Origin of the sequence: Embleya sp. NPDC020630 (assembly GCF_044334985.1) — a bacterium.
GTDB lineage: Bacteria > Actinomycetota > Actinomycetes > Streptomycetales > Streptomycetaceae > Embleya.
On the sequence record NZ_JBIRUB010000005.1, the window covers coordinates 565434 to 584603 of the forward strand.

General features: G+C 72.3%; 15 protein-coding genes. 6 read left to right on the forward strand and 9 right to left on the reverse strand.

What is annotated here, in order from left to right; all coding sequences use genetic code 11:
• Positions 1 to 97: 97 nt before the first annotated feature.
• The 4 genes from ACH4XV_RS21110 to ACH4XV_RS21125 all read left to right on the forward strand — a co-directional run bounded on the left by ACH4XV_RS21110 (position 98) and on the right by ACH4XV_RS21125 (position 4000).
• On the forward strand, positions 98 to 1300 hold the full coding sequence (locus ACH4XV_RS21110) for a homogentisate 1,2-dioxygenase (RefSeq protein ID WP_395791900.1): 1203 nt from the start codon (positions 98 to 100) through the stop codon (positions 1298 to 1300).
• Positions 1297 to 2181, forward strand: a complete 885-nt coding sequence (locus ACH4XV_RS21115; protein WP_395791902.1) for a hypothetical protein — start codon at positions 1297 to 1299, stop codon at positions 2179 to 2181. Before ACH4XV_RS21110 ends, ACH4XV_RS21115 begins: the two co-directional genes overlap by 4 nt.
• 40 nt (positions 2182 to 2221) lie before the next feature.
• On the forward strand, positions 2222 to 3451 hold the full coding sequence (gene fahA, locus ACH4XV_RS21120; RefSeq protein WP_395791904.1) for a fumarylacetoacetase: 1230 nt from the start codon (positions 2222 to 2224) through the stop codon (positions 3449 to 3451).
• 84 nt (positions 3452 to 3535) lie between these two features.
• The gene (locus ACH4XV_RS21125) at positions 3536 to 4000 is read left to right on the forward strand and encodes a hypothetical protein (RefSeq protein WP_379997151.1); all 465 of its coding nucleotides are present in this window, start codon (positions 3536 to 3538) and stop codon (positions 3998 to 4000) included.
• 296 nt (positions 4001 to 4296) lie between these two features.
• Here the strand turns inward: ACH4XV_RS21125 and ACH4XV_RS21130 are convergent, their stop codons facing one another.
• The 3 genes from ACH4XV_RS21130 to ACH4XV_RS21140 all read right to left on the reverse strand — a co-directional run bounded on the left by ACH4XV_RS21130 (position 4297) and on the right by ACH4XV_RS21140 (position 7627).
• A complete protein-coding gene (locus ACH4XV_RS21130) occupies positions 4297 to 4788 on the reverse strand; it encodes a hypothetical protein (protein ID WP_395791906.1) in 492 nt (163 codons plus the stop codon).
• A 195-nt stretch (positions 4789 to 4983) separates the two neighbouring features.
• Positions 4984 to 5871, reverse strand: coding sequence for a CAP domain-containing protein (locus ACH4XV_RS21135; RefSeq protein WP_395791908.1), 888 nt, complete (start codon positions 5869 to 5871; stop codon positions 4984 to 4986).
• 118 nt (positions 5872 to 5989) lie between these two features.
• Complete coding sequence (locus ACH4XV_RS21140) at positions 5990 to 7627, reverse strand: ABC-F family ATP-binding cassette domain-containing protein (protein ID WP_395791910.1); 1638 nt, start codon at positions 7625 to 7627, stop codon at positions 5990 to 5992.
• 117 nt (positions 7628 to 7744) lie between these two features.
• On the opposite strand from ACH4XV_RS21140, the gene ACH4XV_RS21145 reads away from it, so the two are divergent.
• Both ACH4XV_RS21145 and ACH4XV_RS21150 read left to right on the forward strand, forming a co-directional pair.
• Positions 7745 to 8494 (forward strand): PIG-L deacetylase family protein, encoded by a 750-nt coding sequence (locus ACH4XV_RS21145; protein WP_395791912.1) that lies wholly within the window; start codon positions 7745 to 7747, stop codon positions 8492 to 8494.
• Positions 8495 to 8528: 34 nt separating this feature from the next.
• On the forward strand, positions 8529 to 9194 hold the full coding sequence (locus ACH4XV_RS21150; RefSeq protein ID WP_395791914.1) for a hypothetical protein: 666 nt from the start codon (positions 8529 to 8531) through the stop codon (positions 9192 to 9194).
• 49 nt (positions 9195 to 9243) lie between these two features.
• On the opposite strand, the gene ACH4XV_RS21155 is transcribed toward ACH4XV_RS21150, so the two are convergent.
• From ACH4XV_RS21155 to ACH4XV_RS21180, 6 genes are all read right to left on the reverse strand, one after another.
• Complete coding sequence (locus tag ACH4XV_RS21155; protein ID WP_395791916.1) at positions 9244 to 11436, reverse strand: hypothetical protein; 2193 nt, start codon at positions 11434 to 11436, stop codon at positions 9244 to 9246.
• Positions 11437 to 12303: 867 nt separating this feature from the next.
• Positions 12304 to 13485: a DegT/DnrJ/EryC1/StrS family aminotransferase gene (locus ACH4XV_RS21160; protein WP_395791918.1), complete on the reverse strand. Its 1182-nt coding sequence runs from the start codon at positions 13483 to 13485 to the stop codon at positions 12304 to 12306.
• Entirely contained in the window at positions 13476 to 14969 is a 1494-nt protein-coding gene (locus tag ACH4XV_RS21165; protein WP_395791920.1) for a hypothetical protein, read from the reverse strand. The genes ACH4XV_RS21160 and ACH4XV_RS21165 overlap by 10 nt, the downstream gene beginning before the upstream one ends.
• Before the next feature lie 97 nt (positions 14970 to 15066).
• Positions 15067 to 16155, reverse strand: coding sequence for a GNAT family N-acetyltransferase (locus ACH4XV_RS21170; protein WP_395791922.1), 1089 nt, complete (start codon positions 16153 to 16155; stop codon positions 15067 to 15069).
• Entirely contained in the window at positions 16152 to 17255 is a 1104-nt protein-coding gene (locus ACH4XV_RS21175; RefSeq protein ID WP_395791924.1) for a glycosyltransferase, read from the reverse strand. Before ACH4XV_RS21175 ends, ACH4XV_RS21170 begins: the two co-directional genes overlap by 4 nt.
• Positions 17255 to 19159, reverse strand: a complete 1905-nt coding sequence (locus tag ACH4XV_RS21180; RefSeq protein ID WP_395791926.1) for an AAA family ATPase — start codon at positions 19157 to 19159, stop codon at positions 17255 to 17257. The genes ACH4XV_RS21175 and ACH4XV_RS21180 overlap by 1 nt, the downstream gene beginning before the upstream one ends.
• Between the last annotated feature and the right edge of the window lie 11 nt (positions 19160 to 19170).

Here is a 19170-nt window from a genome sequence, read left to right on the forward strand (position 1 = left end):
CGTCCGCCCGGCCGACACGGCCGGGCGGACCGGGACACGGGCGGGGACGGCGGCGCCGCGCACAGGGCGCGGGAGTGGACGGAGGAGTCGGGCAGTCATGGCGTACTACCGCAGCGTGGGCGAGGTGCCGCCCAAGCGGCACACCCAGCACCGCCGCCCGGACGGCGGCCTGTACTACGAGGAGCTGATGGGCGAGGAGGGCTTCACGTCCGACTCCTCCCTGCTCTACCACCGCGCGATCCCCTCGGCCATCGCCGACGCGACCGTGTGGGAGGTCCCGGACCAGACGGTCACCGCCAACCACCCGCTCAAGCCCCGCCACCTCAAGCTGCACGACCTGTTCGCGGACAACGAGTGGAAGGCCGTCGACGCGGTCACCGGCCGCCGGCTCGTACTCGGCAACGCCGACGTGCGGATCTCCTACGTGGTTGCCGGCAGCACCTCCCCGCTGTACCGCAACGCGCTCGGCGACGAGTGCGTCTACGTCGAGTCGGGCTCGGGCACGGTGGAGACCGTCTTCGGCGCGCTGACCGTCGGCCCCGGCGACTACGTGATCCTGCCGCGCGCCACCACGCACCGGTGGGTGCCGAGCGGCGACGAGCCGCTGCGCGCGTACTGCATCGAGGCCAACTCGCACATCGCGCCCGCCAAGCGCTACCTCTCCCGGTTCGGCCAGCTCCTGGAGCACGCGCCGTTCTGCGAACGCGACCTGTGCGGGCCCGTACAGCCGCTCCTGGCCGAGGGCACCGACGTCGAGGTACTGGTCAAGCACCGCGGCCTGGGCGGCGAGATCGCCGGCACCCGCTACGTGTACCCCACCCATCCCTTCGACGTGGTCGGCTGGGACGGGTGCCTGTACCCGTACGTGTTCAACATCTCCGACTTCGAGCCGATCACCGGCCGGATCCACCAACCGCCGCCCGCGCACCAGGTGTTCGAGGGCCAGGGGTTCGTGATCTGCAACTTCGTGCCGCGCAAGGTGGACTACCACCCGCTGTCGATCCCGGTGCCGTACTACCACTCCAACGTGGACTCGGACGAGGTCATGTTCTACTGCGGGGGCAACTACGAGGCCCGCAAGGGCTCCGGGATCGGCCAGGGGTCGATCTCGCTGCACCCGGGCGGACACGCACACGGACCGCAGCCCGGCGCCTACGAGCGCAGCATCGGCGTCGAGTTCTTCGACGAACTGGCGGTCATGGTGGACACGTTCCGCCCCCTGGGCGTCGGCGAGGGGGGCCTCGCGAGCGAGGACCCGGCCTACGCGTGGACCTGGGCCGGGAAGGCGCCGCGGACATGAGCACGGGCACGAACGCGGACACGAGCGCGGACACCGAACGACCCGAACTGCCGCTGTTCGCGGGGTTGTGGGACGACGCGGCGCTGTTCCCGCCCGGGAACGCCCCGATGGCCGAGGCGGTACCCGCACACCGGGTCTACCGCACCGAATGGTTCGCCGACTTCGTCCGGCACTTCCTGGTCGGCGTCGCGCACCTGCCAGACCTGATCGCGCTCGCCGACCCCGAGGCGCCGCTGCGCGTGGTGCTCGTGGCGCCCGGCGGGCCGGCCACGGTGGGGCCCGCGGTACGCACCATCATGGACACCCCCGGGTTGCTCCTGGAGGGCATCGAGGTCGCCGGCGACGGCGAGATCGGCAAGGCGGTCGCGGCGCTGCACGAACACTTGCCGGAGATGACGGCGGGCTACGTCGAGGTCCTCAAAGGCGCGGGCCTCGACGCAGACCTGGACAATCTCGCCGGCACGTACGGGCGGCCCAAGTTCCGCACCGGCGGCACCGCCGCGCACGCGTTCCCGAACGAGGCCGAACTGGCCGCGTTCGTACACGCGTGCCGGGTCCGCGAAATGCCGTTCAAGGTCACGGCCGGGCTGCACAACGCCGTGCGGCACACCGACCCGACCACGGGTTTCGAGCACCACGGTTACCTCAACCTGATGCTCGCCACCCACCACGCCGTCGCCGGTGCCGAACCGGACGCGCTCGCGGACCTGCTGGCCATCCGCGACAGCGCCGAACTCACCCGCATGGCACACGGACTCACCGTGCCCGAGCGCACCCGCCTGCGCGGCTACCTGACCTCGTACGGAACCTGTAGCGTCGCCGAGCCGCTCCAGGACGCGCTCACGCTCGGCCTGCTCGGCCAACCCCCGCACACGCGCTAGCCCGCACCACCGCGACCGATCCCACGAGGAGCCGCACCTCATGCCCAGCACCTGGGTCCCGCTGCCGACCGACTCGGGCTACGGCATCGACAACCTGCCCTACGGCGTGTTCACCACCGACCACGAGCCGGACCGGCCGCGCGTCGCGGTGGCCATCGGCGACTTCGTGCTCGACGCCGGTGCCGCCGCGCACGCGGTCGGCGCGAGCGCCGAGGTGTCGGCCGTGCTGGACGCGCCGAGCCTGACCGCGCTGATGGCCGCCGGGCGACCGACCTGGCGCGGCGTACGGGCCGCGATCACCACGTGGCTGACCGACCCGAGCCTGCGGGCGAGCGTCGAACCGCACCTGATCCCGCGCCGGGACGTGGTGCTGCGGCTGCCCTTCGAGCCCGCCGACTACGTGGACTTCTACGCCTCCGAGCACCACGCGAGCAACCTCGGCCGGATCTTCCGACCCGGCACCGAGCCGCTGAGCCCGAACTGGAAGCACCTGCCGATCGGCTACCACGGCCGCGCGGGCACCGTCGTGGTCTCGCACACCCCGATCGTGCGCCCCAGCGGGCAGCGCAAGGCCCCGACCGACGCGGTGCCGTCCTTCGGGCCCACCCGGCGGCTCGACATCGAGGCCGAGGTCGGCTTCGTCGTCGGCGCGGGCTCCGAGCTGGGCACCCCGGTCGGCCTCGGCGACTTCGCCGACCACGTGTTCGGCGTGTGCCTGCTCAACGACTGGTCCGCACGCGACATCCAGGCGTGGGAGTACGTCCCGCTGGGCCCGTTCCTGGGCAAGTCGTTCGCCACCTCGGTGTCGCCGTGGATCGTGCCGCTCGAAGCACTCGACGCCGCGCGCGTGGCACCCCCCGCGCGCGACGTCGAGCCACTGCCCTACCTGGACGACCGCGCCGCCGAGCCGTGGGGCCTCGACCTGAGCATGGAGGTCCGGCTCAACGGACACGTGATCTCCCGGCCGCCGTTCTCGTCGATGTACTGGACCGCCGCGCAGCAGCTGGCGCACATGACCGTCAACGGCGCGTCGCTGCGCCCGGGCGACCTGTTCGCCTCCGGCACGGTCAGCGGGCCCGAGGTCGGCGAGCGCGGGGCGCTGATCGAGATCACCTGGAACGGCGAGAACCCCCTCAAGCTCCCGGACGGGTCCAGCCGGACCTACCTGGAGGACGGCGACGAGGTCACGATCACCGCCACCGCCCCCGGCCCGAACGGCACGCGTCTCGGATTCGGTGAGGTCAGCGGCCGGATCTTGGCGGCGCGCTGACTTGATGCCGGCTCCCGCAGCCTGCGGGAGCCGGCATATCGTCGGGACGGCAAGGGCAGCGATACCGGGCAGCAGAGGGATCCCATGTCGTCGTTCGTACATTCGTCCTGGAGCAAAACCGCCGTTTCACCCGTCATGGTGGGCCTGACCGGGGCCTTCGTGGTGGCCTCTGCCGTGGTCAGCGTCATGTACGGCTTCATCGGCTCGGGCATCGGGCTCCTGGGCGGAGCGGTGTTGTGCGCGTTCTTGTCGGTTGTGCGGGTGCACGCCGACCAACGCGGGCTGACCGTCGAGTTCGGCTTGCTGCCGTGGCCGCGCAAGCGGGTACCGCTGAGCGAGATCCGCAGGGCCGGACACCGCGAGGTCCGGGCGCTGCGCGAGTTCGGCGGCTGGGGATACCGGATCAAATCGAGGGCGACCGGGGTCGTGCAGCGCTCCGGCGAGGCCCTGACGCTCACCCTCGTCTCCGGACGCGAGTTCGTGGTCACCGTGTCCGACGCGCCCCAGGGTGCCGCGGTCCTGAACGGCCTGCTGGGCAACCGGGTCTGAGCGAGGCGGCCCCCGGGTTCACGAAGGGTCCCGGGGTTGCGGCGCGGGCCCGGATGGGCCGTGGCCCCGCCTACCGCCGCAGACCCCCGTCCACCGCCGCAGACCCCCGTCCACCTCCGCGTCACGGCCGCCCTGTCGGCCCGGGTGGCGAGTTCACACACTGGGCGGCGGAGTTCGGGCGGCCGCAGCGTCGGCCGACGAGGTCGTGGACCCCGCCGAGCCACTTCTCGGCGAGGATCCACGACTTCGGCTCGTCGTGTTCCCGTCTTGCGAGCCGATCGCTCAGGGGGTAGGGCTCACCCGGCGTGGATCGCCCGGTGTTGCCCGCTCTTGTCGTAGTATCCGGGGCCGGCGACCAGGGCGGTGCGGAAGTACAGGCCCTCGCCGACCACGCCGTTGTTGTTGCCGTGTCCGGGCACGAACGGCTGCCACAGGGCCACCAGCAGTTCCGGGGCCACCAGCGACGCGCCTTCGGTCTCCACCCGGATGGGTGTCAGTTCGCCGAGCAGTCGGGTGACGTCCACGGCCGGTGTGCCGAAGACGTCGATACCCAGACACAGCACAGTGTCGGCGAAATCGTCCTCGGACCGGTGTACCTCGATCGCCTCGACCAGTCCGTCCTTGTCGCTCACCACATGAATCGAGAGGTCCGCTCCGAAGTGGGCGAACCCACGAGTGCGTCCCGACAGATCTCCTCCGAGTTCGCGCAGAGCGGTCTCTGCCTCGTCCATGGACATGCCGATCTTGATCGGCCCTACGCCGTACGGCGGATCCAACTCAAGCTGCACGTGATCTCCCTCGCCTCGAACAACCGAGTATGACGCACCGTCATCGGGCCTCCTCGCACCCGGTTGCCGGTTCGACCCGAGAGGGTGCCCCGGTGCCCGCACACGGAGCGCACCACTCCCGCCGACGTCGATCCCGGCATCGTCTTTATACCCATTCGGGTCAACGCGGAGACCGCCGGCCCACCCCGGAACGGGTCAGCGCGGGGTGCCGAAGACCTGAGTCCAGGACGTGCCGTACGTGCCGCCGGTGACATATCCGACACCAATTTCGGTGAACTCCGCGGTGAGGATGTTCTTGCGATGTCCGGGGCTGTCCATCCACCCCTGCACCACCTCGGCCGGGCTGCGCTGGCCGCAGGCGATGTTCTCCCCTATCCGGCTGTACAGGTAACCCGCCGCGATCGCCCGGTCCCACGGCTCGCGGCCGTCCGGATCGGTGTGCGAGAAGAACGCCCGGGTGATCATGTCCGCGCTGAACGCCTGAGCGCACGCGGTCAGTTGCGGCTGCGGCGCGAGCGGACGCAGACCGTGCCGGGCCCGCTCGACGTTGGTCAGCTCGACCACGCCGCGCTGGAACTCGGAGAGGCCGGACGGGGTTTGCGTCTCCTCCTCGACGTCGACGCCGAAGTCCCGGGCGATGCCCGCGAGGCCGTCCGCGTAGCCCTGACCGAGCGCGCGCACCTTCCACTGCGTGCCGCGCCGATATATCTCGGCGAGCAACAACACCGTCTCGGTGCGTGGTCGCGGCGGGGTGAACCGCGCGAGCAGCGTGCCGCTCGCACCGGTGAGCGTCATCGCCGGCGGCGGCAGCTCGCCGAGGGTGTGTGTGGTGTCGGCCGGACTGACCACCACGGTCACCCGCGTCGCGCCCGCCCGCAGGGCGGTGGGATCCACGGTGACGGTGTCGCCGCCGAGCCGTACCCCGGGCGCGGACACCTGGTTGAAGAAGACGAAGTCGGCGTCGCCGGACACCCGTCGGTCCTCACCCGTGATCAGCGCGGAGATGTCGAACGGCCCGGGCACCCGTACCCGCACGACGCCGACCGGCAAGGATTGGTTCGCGCCCGGCGGCAGTTCGCTCATGGCCGCTGATTCTAACGATGGATCATGGGCGGTTGGCGGGTCACGGATCGACACCCGGTCCACGACCGCATCGAGCCGCGGACCGACCCGGGGCCGGCACCCCCGCCCCGACGCCGGATCAGAGCTCGGCGACCCGGCCGTCGGCGACCCGCAACCGGCGGGTGGTGCGGACCGCGTCCAGCATCCGGCGGTCGTGGGTGACCAGGAGCAGGGTGCCCGCGTACGACTCCAGCGCCGACTCCAACTGCTCGATCGCGGGCAGGTCCAGGTGGTTCGTCGGCTCGTCCAGGACCAGCAGGTTGACCCCCTCGGCCTGGAGCAGCGCCAACGCCGCCCGGGTGCGCTCACCCGGGGACAACGTCGCCGCCGGACGCAGCACATGCGCCGCCTTGAGCCCGAACTTGGCCAGCAGCGTGCGGACATCGGCCGGCAACAGATCCGGGACCAGCGCGCAGAACGCGTCCAGGAGCGGCCGGTCGCCCAGGAACAACCCGCGCGCCTGGTCCACCTCGCCCACCACCACGCCCGAGCCGAGCGAGCCCTGCCCCGCCGTCAACTCGGTGCGCCCGAGCAGCGCCGCGAGCAGCGTCGACTTGCCCGCGCCGTTCGCGCCGGTGATCGCGACCCGATCCGCCCAGTCGATCTGCAGCGTCACCGGCCCGAGCGTGAACCCGCCGCGCTCGACCACCGCGCCGTTCAGCGTGGCCACCACCGCGCCCGCGCGCGGAGCGGCGGCGATCTCCATCCGCAGCTCCCACTCCTTGCGCGGCTCCTCGACCACGTCGAGGCGTTCGATCATGCGCTCGGTCTGCCGGGCCTTGGACGCCTGCTTCTCGCTCGCCTCGGCCCGGGTCTTGCGGCTGATCTTGTCGTTGTCCGTGGACTTGCGCCGCGCGTTGCGCGTGCCCTTGTCCATCCACCCGCGCTGCATCCGGGCCCGGGCCTCGAGGTCGCCGCGCTTGTCGGCGTATTCCTCGTAGTCCTCGCGTGCGTGCCGGCGGGCCACCTCGCGCTCGGCCAGATAGGCGTCGTAGCCGCCGCCGAAGCTGCGCACCTGCTGCTGGGCCAGATCCAGCTCGACCACCCGGTCCACCGTGCGGGCCAGGAACTCGCGGTCGTGGCTGATCACCACGGTGCCCGCGCGCAGCCCGGTGACGAACTTTTCCAACCGGTCCAGACCGTCCAGGTCCAGGTCGTTGGTCGGCTCGTCGAGCAGGAACACGTCGTAGCGGCTGAGCAGCAGCGACATCAGCCCCGCGCGAGCCGCCTGGCCACCGGACAGCGCGGTCATCTCCCGATCGAGGTCCACCGCCAGGCCCAGTTCCGCCGCGACCTCCTCGGCCCGCTCCTCCAGGTCGGCGCCACCCAGGTCCAGCCAACGATCCAGCGCCACGCTGTACTCGTCGTCCGCCCCCGCGCGACCCTCGACCAGCCCCTCGGTCGCGGCGTCGAGCGCGGCCTGCGCGGCGGCGACGCCGGTACGGCGGGCCAGGAACGCGCGCACCGTCTCGCCCGGCCGCCGCTCCGGCTCCTGCGGCAGGTGGCCCACCGACGCGGTCGGCGGCGAAAGCTGTACCGAACCCGCCTCCGGCGCGGCCAGGCCGGCCAGCAGCCGCAACAGGGTGGACTTGCCCGCGCCGTTGACCCCGACCAGGCCCACGACGTCGCCGGGGGCGATCACCAGGTCCAGTCCGGAGAACAGGACACGGTCACCGTGTCCGGCGGCAAGCTCTTTGACGACGATCGTGGCGCTCATGAGGATACGAATCCTATCGGCCGCCGCGAAGCCGGCTGTGGCAGGCCGCCCGATGTGAAGATGGCCCGGTCCGCGTAGCACCCGGCCGAAAGCGGCCACCCCGGAAGGACGATCCGAATGACCACCGAATCCCGGCCCGAACCGTACGAGACGCTGCCCGAGGACTGGGAGCGCGCGCTGGCCATCGTCGCGCACCCCGACGACCTCGAATACGGCGCCGCCGCCGCGATCGCCCGCTGGGCCCGACAGGGCAAGCGGATCACGTACGTCATGGTCACCAGCGGCGAGGCCGGCATCGACGGCCTGGAGCCGGACAAGTGTCGCCCGCTGCGCGAGGCCGAACAGGTCGAATCCGCGCGGATCGTCGGCGTGGACACGGTCGAATTCCTCGGCCACCCCGACGGCGTGATCGAGTACGGACTGCCGCTGCGCCGCGACCTGTCGCGGGTGATCCGCCGGCACCGCCCGGAGATCGTGATCACCGGCAACTTCCGCGACACCTGGGGCGGCGCGTTCCTCAACCAGGCGGACCACATCGCGGTCGGCCGCGCCGTGGTGGACGCGGTGCGTGACGCGGGCAACCGCTGGGTCTTCCGCGAACTGCTCGACGAGGGACACCAGCCGTGGGGTGGCGTGCGTGCGGTGTGGGCGAGCGGGTCGCCGGAGTCCGGCCACGGGGTGGACACCACCGAGGACTTCGCCGCGGGCGTGGCCTCGCTGGAGGCGCACACGGCCTACCTCGCCGGCCTGGGGCAGGACCATCAGATGGCCGACGCGGCGGAGTTCCTGGAGGGCATGGGCCGGGCCGCCGGCGCGCGCCTGGGCACCCGGTTCGGCGCCGCCTTCGAGGTGTTTCCGATGGGCTGACCCGGGGCGTGCCGGCCGTCGGTACGCTGCCCGCATGATCGATTGGCAGCACATCCGAGGTCGTACCCTCGCCGTGCTCGCAACGGGGGCACTGATCATCACCGCGGCGAGCGCGTGCGGCGGCGACGACGGTCCCGGCGGGTCCGGCAAACGCCTGAACGTGGAGAAGTTTCGACAGCAGGTCCGGCCGATCGGGGAGCACGGAACCGTGTGCCCGGTCCGGTACGACGTCGCCGCCGCGGCCCGCAAGGCCCACATCGAGGGCGCGGTCACCCCCGGCGAACCGGCGGCGTCCGGCGCCGAGGGCTGGTCCGACGACGAGGCGGCTGCCCGAGACCCGCAGTCGAACCTCACCCCGGTCCAGCGGGTCAACGGCGTCGCGCTGACCTGCTCCTACCGCATCGGCGCCGACACGATCGACGTGGGTACGTACGGCTCCCGGCGCGGCTTCCCGCTGAGCATCGCGCTGCCGGTGATCCAGCGCGACTCCGACGCGAAGGCGGCGATCCTGGGCCCGTTCTCCGACGACATCGCGACGGGCGAGCCGCAGCGGGTGATCCCGGTCGGCAACGGGCACGTCGCGGCCGTACGGCTGCGGGTGAGCGGGCCGGGCTCGGCGGCGATGTACGTCTCGTCGGAGACGCTGACGCCGGAGCGCGTCGCCGACCTCGCCGAGGCCCTCGCCGGGCAACTCGACTGACGCGGGTCCCGCGGGACTTCGTCGGGTCCCGCGGGACACCGGGAGCGGGTCACCGTGACCGGGCGCGGGCGGCGTTCATCTCCTCGACCGCCCCCGCCGCGTCGCCGATCGTCGCGTAGTCCACCGCGACGAAGTTCACCGGTCGCCCGCGCTGCGCCTCGCACGCGCGGGCCCGGTCGAGCACGTATGGGCGCGCGTTGACCTGCCCGGCGTCCAACCGGCTGCCGCCCAGGTTGGTGATGAAGTGGTTCATCAGGAACAGCCGCTTGCCGGTGCCGCCCCGGTTGGGCACACAGGACATGTCGGCCGGGGTGAGGAAGGTGAACGGGGTCTCCATGCCGTACTGGTAGAAGTTGCGGTACCACGGCGCCGGACCACTGGCCCGCTCGGCGAACACCACCAGGCGTTTCCCGTCGCGGACCATGTCGCCCAGCTTCGGCCACTTCGCCGCCGGGTCCGCGGACGGCGTGAACAGCAGCCGCTCCACGCCCGCCTCGCGGAACGCCTGTTCGGTCTGCTCCCCGGTGATGTCGTCCTGCAGGATCAGCGTCACCACCTCCCCCGGGTTGTCGTCGAGCCAGGCGCCGATCTCGCGCAGGGTCGGGGCCAGCGGGATCGCGCCCGCGCGGCACAGCGCGTGGCACAGCCACAGGCCCGGGCGCGGCGGGTTGGCCAGGTCGATCAGCCGCAACACCTCGGCCTGCATGTCCGGCGCGAAGCTGGAGACGCTGAGCCGGGGCTGGACCTGGTCGGGCTGCTCCCAGGTGTAGGTGTCCAGTTGCAGGCCGCGCGCGCCCGCGTTGAGCTGCGCGGTGATGCTCGGGTCCTGGAGCGGGCCGATGAACCGGTAGGCGGTGCTCGCCATGGCGTTGTGCGTGGTCAGGTAGGCGGCCTCGTCGTAGTGCAGCTCGCACAGCTCGATCGACCCCAGACAGTGCGGCTCCTCGCTCTTGCCGGCCGCGACCGGGACCACGGTGGCGCCCAGGGCCAGGGCCGCGAGGGTGAACGCGGCCACGGTCGCGGCGAGCGCGATGCGGTGGCGCGGGGGCAGGGCCAGGGCCCGGCGGGCGGCGGCGCGACGCCAGCTCCAGGCGCCGGCGACCAGGAGCAGGCCGAGTACGAGGGGGACCAGCGCGACGAACAGGCCGACGCGGGTGAGCGAGGAGATCGCGGACCGCTGGACGTCGGTGACCAGCGTGTTCACCGAATGCGGCCAGGAGGGCGACGGCTGGGCGAGTACGTTCGGCAACCGGCCGCGAACGAGCAGGACCAGCGCGCCGGTCAGCACTCCGCCGACGGCCAGGGACCAGCCGATCACGGGCACGCGGCGGGTCCACGAACGCGGCCCGGTGAGCCACAGCAGGGCCACGGCGGCGATGCCGAGCACGGTGGCCAGCGTCTGGATCGGGCCGAGGGCCAGTTTGGTGAAGCTGCGGGCGGTGGAGACGCTGCTCAGGTTCAGGCCGGCGTGGCGCAGGTCCGGGAGCACGTCCCACTGCCCGTCGTCGGTGCGCTCGGCCAGGTCGGAGGAGGCCGAACCGGCGCCGCCGCCCAGCACGTACGGCCCGACCACGGCGAGCGCCCCCGCGATGTCGCCGGTGGCCAGCGCGGCGGTCACCTGGACGCGCACCCCGGCCCGGGCGTCGGCCGGCACCACCGCGACCAGGGCGTCGGTGGTGGCGGCCATGCTCGGGGCATCCAGCACGAAGGTGGGGAAGTCGGCCGGCCGGCGGCCCTCGGCGAGGTCGTCGAGGGTGGCGTCCAGGCCCTCGCTAAACGCGGCGAAGTCGGCGGAGGGGCGGCCCTGCACGTTGGCGATCAGGTCCCCGAGGTACAACTCGGCGACGCCGCCGACGTTGGCCAGGATCGGCCGCAGATCCAGGATCAGCCGCAACTCGGGCTGCTCGCCGCGCAGGTAGCCGATCGTGTTGGCGATCTGCGTGTCGACGATGCCGCGCAGGGTCGCGGGCGGCAGCACGGTCTTGAGGTTGGCGGTCACCACCGACGGCGGGACGGGCATCCGCGCCAGCAGGTCCCGGGTGACCTGGGCGGCGGCCGGATCGACCAGGATCTCGTCGTACATCCGGTTGTAGGCCCGCTCGTCGTCGAGCGCGCCCTGATAGAAGGCCCGATTGAGCACGGTACTCCGAGCAATCCCGGCCGAGCCCAACACGACCACGGCAAGCACCAAAACCAGCGCGGCAACCCCCCGAAGCACCACCATCCACCGACCAACACCCATCCCCCCACGCTCACCCGCCCACAACACCCCCGCGATCCCGGCGACCCATCCGGGGGAGCGGGGGCGGGGAGGCGGAGGGCAAGCCCTCGGGGGTCGGAGCGGGGGAGGGGTGGGTCGTGGGGCAGGCCGCCGCGGGCGCGCGGGGCTCGGAGGCGTGGGGGCCCGACGGGACGGGTGCGTTGCGCGGCGGAGGGCAGCAGGCAGCGGGTGAGAGGTTGGGTCGAGTCCGCCGGGGCCTTCCCGGGTGGGTCCGGCGTGTTCGGTGGGCGCGGCGTCTTTGGCTGCGTGGGCCGGTGCGGGGCCGGCCGGAGTCGCCGGGTCGGCCGCCGCCGGCGTGCGGGGCTCCGAGAGTCGGGGCGCCCGGCGAGGCGGGTGTGTTGCTCGGCGAAAACCGGCCGGCAGCGGCGGGGAGTGCGGGCGGCCGGGGCGGGTCCGCCGGGAAGGCTCCCCTGCGGACTCGACCCGACTTCTCGCTCGCCTCGCCGGGCACCCCGAGTCTCGGAGCCCCGTACGCCGGCGGCGGCCCATCCCACGACCCGGGCCGGCCCCGCACCGGCACCCGGCACCGGAAGCGCAACGCGTGCCGGGAGCTGCCGAGCCATTCGGGCAGGCCCCCGCCCGAAGCGTGATCCCGGGTGCGTCGCGGCCGGTGTTCGAGTCCGACCCGGGGTGCCGAGCTGCGAGGTCGGCGGAGCCGAGTCGTAGACGACGCCGGTCGGGCCGGCCCGGCTCGTGCGCCGAGTCGGCCCGGTCGGCACGTACGGCCGACTGATCCGGCGGCCACGTGCGAGGCCGACCGGCCCGGCCCGCACCGGGGCCGACCCGGCCGACCGGCGAATGCCGCCGGCCCGATCCCGCCGCTTACCCCTACCCGGCCGCCCCCCGCACCTCCGCCGCGTGCTCGTGCAGGCGGATCACCGCCTCCGCCACCGTGTCGACCGTGGCCGTGTCCATGTGCGACCACAGCGGCAGCGTCAGGACCCGGTCGGCGATGTCGTCCGTGACCGGCAGATGCCGCGCCGGGAGGTGGGCGTAGGCCTTTTGGCGGTGTACCGGGGGGTGGAAGTAGCGGCGGGAGTCGATGCCTTCCGCCTTCAGCGCCCGCGCCAGCGTGGGGACGTCGAGGCCGAACGGCTCCGGGTCGATCACCAGCGTCAGGTCCTTCCACGTCGATACGTCGCCCTCGGCCAGTACCGGCAACCGCACGCCCGGGACGTCTCGGATCGCCGTCGCGAATGCCGCGACCAGGTCGGTGCGCGTGCGTACCCGCTCCGGCAGGCCCCGCAGGGAGACCAGGGCCAACGCCGCGTGGAGTTCGGACATTCGGGCGTTCAGGCCCGGGAAGACGCAGTCGTAGTCGCCCGGGTTGCCGTACCCGCGTCCCAGTCGGCAGGCCTGGGCCAAGCCCTCGTCGCGGGTCGCGATCAGGCCGCCCTCGCCCGCGACGACCACCTTCGTCGGGCTGAGCGAGAAGACCTCCGCCGCGCCGAAGCCGCCGACCGGGGTGCCGCCGCGCCGGCTGCCCAGTGCGTGTGCCGCGTCATAGAGGAGCGGTACCCCCGCGTCGTCGGCGACCTGGGCCAACTCCTCGACCCGGCACGGGGTTCCGTACACGTGTGTGGCCATCAGCGCCGAAGCCCCGGACTCGGCCAGCAACTTCGCCGCGTCCGCCGGGTCCAGGGTCAGCGTGTCCGGATCGACCTCGGCGAACACCGGCACCGCCCCGGCCCAGTGCGCCGCATGCGCGGTGGCCGAGAAGGTGAAGCCCGGCATCGCCACCGAGCCGTTGACCCCCATCGCCTGGAGCGCGAGCATCAGTCCGCTCGTGCAGTTGGACACCGCCACCACATACGGCACTTCGAGTTGCGCCGCCGCGGCCTCCTCCAACTCGCGGACCGTGGACCCGTCGGTCAGCTGCCCGCTCGTCAAAATCGTGTCCAGGCGCCGCGCCAACTCCTCCCGCTCGGACACCCGTACCCGCGTCAGCGGCAGGCCCTCCGCGAACAGCGCCGTTCCGCCGAGCACCGCCGGCTTGCCGGTCACCGCCATGTCCCATCCCCCCTGAATTCCCCGGGATACCCCGGATCCGTCGAACCTGTCCCCACCGACCCGGAATCGGCCGCGACCGGCATCGTCTGCCGCACGGGCACACGCCGCCGTCTGCGCTCCGAACCGCCGCCCTTCGCGGTCTCGGTCCGTTCCGGTTTCGACACCGCGAGCAACACCAGCACGAACGGGAACACCTGGACCCGTTCGCGGGTGAGGATGCCGAAGTTGCGGATGTTCGCGAACGCGAGCGCGAACACCAGTGTGTAGACGATCACGAAGGCCACGTAGGGTCTTCGGACCAGCAGACCCGGAATACGTTTCAACCGGGGCAGCGCCACCACGAACAGGCCCATCAACACCACGCCTTCCAGCGACGCGACCAGGGCCTGGATGTTGTGCGCCTCGAACGGGAACGGCCGGAACAGCACGGTCACCAGCGACTGCGGCAACGCGGCCGGCGAGATCGCCAGCGCCGCCTGGTCGTCCACCGCCTGGGCCGAACCGCCCTGCGCGGTCTGCGTCTGGGTCTTGGCGATCACCTGGTTGGCCTGCGCGGCACCGATGCCGGGCGTACCGAAGAAGGTGCCCACCTGCTGGAGCGCGAGCACGCAGCCCACCCCGAGCACCACGATGCCGAAGGCCGCGCGCAACGGGCCGAGTGCGGACGCCTGTTGCGGCCGGTTGCGCAGCAGATACCCCACGCACAACCCGCACAGGAGCAGCACCGTCACATGCGGTCGCACCATCGTGGTGCCCACCGCACCCAGGATCAGGAACACGAACGCCCCGCGCTTGCGCACCAGAAGCAGCGCCACGCCGTAGGCGGCCATCCCCAGCGTGAACATCATCCAGGTGTCCTTGCCGATGCCCGACGGCCAGAACAGCAGGGACGGCAGGAAGAACAGCAGCTTGCCGTAGCGGCGCCGATCGCCGTCCGGGTAGGCCACGTTGAACGCGCGCCAGAACAGATACAGCCCCCAGAACCCGAGCCACGAGTAGACCAGGTAGCCCGCGAGCAGGGACTGGCCGACGATCGCGTACACGATCCCGGTGACGATCATGATGAAGCCGGTGCCGATCACCTTGCGGCCGATGTCCACGGTGAAGTCCCCGTCCCGGAAGTGCGGCGCGATGGCCCGCCCGACCAGGTCGTAGGTCGCCGCGTCGGCGCGACCCTCGTAGAGCACGAAGGACATCCAGTAGCGGGCGAAGCACGCGAGCAGCTTGGCGACCAGCGCGCCGATCACCAACCGCCGTACCCACGGCGGCTCGTCGCGGGAGAACCGGGACAGCAGCGGCACGCTGACGGTCAGCAGCAGCGGAAAGACGATCAGCGCGCCCCAGGTGTCGTACGGGCGATACTCCATCGCCCACGCGAACACCGAGACGTAGACACCCACGGCGGCGAGCGCGAGCAGCGAACCCCACGGCAGCCGCGGCGAACGACCCGTCCACCGGGTGAACCACGCAAGTCGGGACGACAACGGAACTCCTTGCAGGAACGGCGAACCGGCGCGACGCAAAACGGCGGTGGCGCGCGGAACCGGCTCGGACCGGTCCGGCGCGGCATCGGCCGCGGGGTCAGAACACCTCCAAGTCCCCCAGGGAGAGCTGCCACGAGCGCAGGTCGTGGACGTCGATCGGATGCGGGTGCACGGGCCGCGCGACCAGGAGCATGCCGGTGCGCGGCGGTGTGGCGTAGCCCGCGTAGCGGGCCGCGCGGGCCGCCTCCGAGCCGCGCGCCAGGTGCGTCGCGACGTGGTCGCACCCGGACATGGCGACCCCGGAGAACAAGGTGCGCGCGGTGTCCCGATCGCCCGGACGGACCACCATTTGGGACAACGTGAACTCGACCAACGGCCCGCGCAGGCGCGGCCGGCCGAACACCACGCCCGTCAACTCGCCGTTCTTGTACGAGGCGACGATCCGGTAGTCCAAACCCGGCGCCTCCCCGTAGCGCCAGCGCAGGAAGTCGCCGGTGAGCGCGGTGCGAAGCTTGTCGTGCCCGATCGCCGCGTCGCCCGCGTCGGCCTCGGCGACCAGCTCGTCGAAGCCGATAGCGGCACGAGGATCGGAAAAGAACTGACGGGCGGTGGGGAAGCGGCAACGGGCCCCCGGATCCACCGCGTTCCAGGTCTGCGAGGTGCCGGTCAGGTCACCCGAGGCCCGCAACTCCTTGAGCCCGCGCGCGAAGGCCAGCGGTCGGATCGGGTGCAGCGAGATCGGCACCTTCCCGACCTCCTGCCAGCCCATCTTCAGATAGCCGGGCAGGCTGTTGCCGTTGGGGGTGTTGAACACCAGCGCGGTGTCCGCCTCGATCCGCTCCAGCAGATCCGTGGTGAGCCGGCGGAACAGGCCGCGGCCCTGCACGTCGGGATGGGTGGCGGTGTCCACCGCGCGCACCGCCCGGATCACCTCGCCGCCGAGGACGAACTCCCAGCGCAGGAAGAGCCGTACGGCCACCACCCGACCGTCGGCGCCCTCCGCGACCAGGCCCGGGCTGGCGCCGAACGGGTTGTCCCGATGCTTCCACCGGAAGAACTCCGAGGTGCGCTCGCCGGTCGGCCCGCCGGACAACGCCGTGCCCAGCAGGTCCAACACCCGGGGCTCGTCGTGCTTGCCCAACTCCCGAACGGTGAAAGGCGAATTCCCGCGTTCCTGCCCACTCACCGCGACTCCTCCAGCACTCTCGCGTACACATCCTCGATCCGCCGCTGGGCGCCAGCGACGTCGAACTCGGCGGAACGCTTGTGCGCCGCCTCGCCGCACCGCCGTCGGCGCGCCGGGTCCGCGGCGAACGACGCCAGCGCGTCGCCGAACGCCCGCGGGTCGCCCGGCGGCACCACCACGCCCTCGATCCCGTCCGTGACGATCTCCGGCATCCCCCCGACGGCGGTCACCACCGACGGCAGGCCCACCGTCATCGCCTCCATCAACGAGACCGGCAGCCCCTCCTGACGCGAACTCAGCGCGAACACGTCGAAGGCGGACAGCAGCGTCGGCACGTCGCCGCGCGAGCCGGTGAAGACCACCGACCCCTTGAGGTCGGCCCGGTTGGCCCGCTCGCGCAGGGTTGCCTCCAGCGGCCCTGAGCCGATCAGCACCAGGAGCGCGCCCGGATGCCGGTCGCGGACCCGGGCATGCGCGTCCAGCAGGCCCAACTGGTCCTTCTTCGGCGTGAAGTTGGCCACCGTGCCGACGATGAAGGCGTCCTGGTCCAGGTCCAGCATCCGGCGGGCCCGCTCCCGGGCGCCGGGCCCGGCGAACGCGTCGCCGAGGTCCGGGCCGTGGTGGATCACCGTCGGGCTGACCCCGGGCCGCAGCCGGCCCGGGACGATGCTCTCGGCCACCGCCGACGAGACCGCGATCACGCCGCTGTTGCGTCGGTACGTCCACGCGTTGGCGAGCCGGGTGGGCCGCCGATAGCGCGACCACATGTTGTGCTCGGTGTGCACGATCGGTACGCCCGCCCCCACCACGCGGGCGGCGACCGCCGGGACCGGCATGTGCGTGTGGATCAGCCCGTAGCCGCGCGCCCGCACCAGCGTGCGCAGTCGCAGCGGCCAACTCCGCCCGCCGCCCAGGCAGTGCACGGTGATGCCGAGCCCGCGCAGCGTCGGCACCAGCGCGTCCTTCCACGGCAACACGTAGGCGACCTCGACCTCGTAGCGTTCGTCGTCCAGGTGACGGGCGCAGTTGACCAGCAACTGCTCGGCACCACCGCGCCCCAGGCCCTTGGCGAGCCACAGGACACGAACGCGCTCTCCCATCAGCGATCCTCCGAGCCGAGTTCGACGGTGGACCACGTGTCGAAGTGCGGACCCAACCGCGCGCCGTCATCGGCGCCGTTGTGCAGCGCTCGCTCGGCGGCCGACTGCACCCGGAAGCCGGCCGCGCCGTTCTCGGTCGGAGCGGGCGGGTCGGTGCGCTGCGAGCCGTGACCGTGCTCGGGCGACTCCGGTTCACCGTCGGTGAGTTGGTTGCGCTTGGCCCAGCTCGGCGCGGGCCGCTCGGTGTCCTCCTCCGGCTCGGCCGGCGTCCCGCCGGAGCGACCGCGCAGCACCAGGCCGCCGGCCGCGCCCGTTCGGCCCACCGAGCCGATCCGCGACCCGCGCCCCAGGCCGCCGCCCATCGCCCCGGTCGGATCCACGCCGAGCAGCGCGACGCCGGCGATCGGTACCCCGGTCCGGGTCAACAGCTCGCCCACCCGGGACGCCTGATCGGCCGTCAGGTTGCCGCTGCGGGCCACCACCAGCATCGCGTCGGCGTGCTGCACCAGGTCGTTGGTGTCGTTCGCGTACATCAGCGGCGCGCTGTCCACCAGCACCACGTCCGCGTGGTGCCGGGCGCGCTGGACCACCTCGCCGGCGCGCAGGAGCAGTGCGGCCGGGTAGGCGGCCGGCGCCCCGGCGGTGATCAGCCGCACGTTCGGGATGTTCGTCCCGCGCACCACGTCGCCGAGGTCGATCTCCTGCTCGGCGAGCAGCACTTCCGACATGCCCTTGCCCGGCTTGGCGCCCAGATAGAGATGGGTGGCCGGGTTGCGGAAGTCGCAGTCCAGGACCAGCACCGAGCGGCCCGCCTCGGCCAGTGCCGCAGCCAGGTTGGCCACCGTGCTGGTACGCCCGTCGCCCGGCTTCGAGGACACCACCAGGATCACCGGCGCCGGATCGCTGACCCGGCGCACCGGCATCGCGGTGGCCCGGGTCTGCCGCGGGTCGGCGCCGCCGAGCCGATAGGCGAGCCCGGGCGGACCGGTGAGCAACAGCGCCGAACGCAGCGTGCGATACGCCTCCGCGACCGGGCTGTCCGGGCGCCCCGCGACCAGCACCGCGTGCCCGGCGCGCTGCCGGCGCGGGGCCCTGGGCACCTCGGCGATCACCGGGAGGCCGAACGCGTCCTCCAACTGGATCCGCCCGCGCAGCCGCACGTCCATGCGGTCGACCATGAGCGCGGCGATCAACCCGAGCGCGAGGCCCAGCGCCGCGGCGAGCGCGATCCGCAACGGCCGTGAGGTCGGCGCCAGGATGCTGGTGGTGGAGTCGGCCGTGCTCTTGAGGCCGTCCATCACCTCGATCTTGGGGTCGTTCAGCGGGTTGATCAACTCCTGCTGCTGCCCCACGAGGGTCGTGTACTGGGTCCGCTTCGCGTCGAACTCGGCCTGGAGAGTGGCGCGTTTGGTGGTGTTCTTGTCCAGCGCGTCGATGTCGGTCTTGAGCTTGTCCAACTGGGCGGTCATGCTGTCGGCCTGGCCCTGCCGGGTCTTGCGCTGTGAGTCGGCGAACGCGGCCACCGTCTCCTGGGCCCACGCGCTCGCCAGGTCCTCGGCGGCCCTGCGGCCGGGCGCCTTCGCGGAGATGGTCACCAGGCCCAGATTCGGGTTCAGTTGCGAGGTGACCTTGGCCGCGAGGACCGCAGGGTCCGGGTTGTTCAGCCGCTTCGCCACCCGGCGGGCCACCTCGCCGCCGTCGGTCATCAGTTGCACCGGTGCGAGGTTGAACTCCTTCGCCGAGTTCGGCGCGGGCAGCACGTTGACCGAGGCGGTCCACTGGTTGCCCGTGCCCTTGGGGTCCGATGGGGTCAGGATCAGCCCCGCGAGCAGTCCGATCGCCAGACAGGCGAGCACCAGCGGCCAACGACGCTGGAGAACGGAGAAGTAGCTAGAGGTTTCCACCGGTCCCCCTC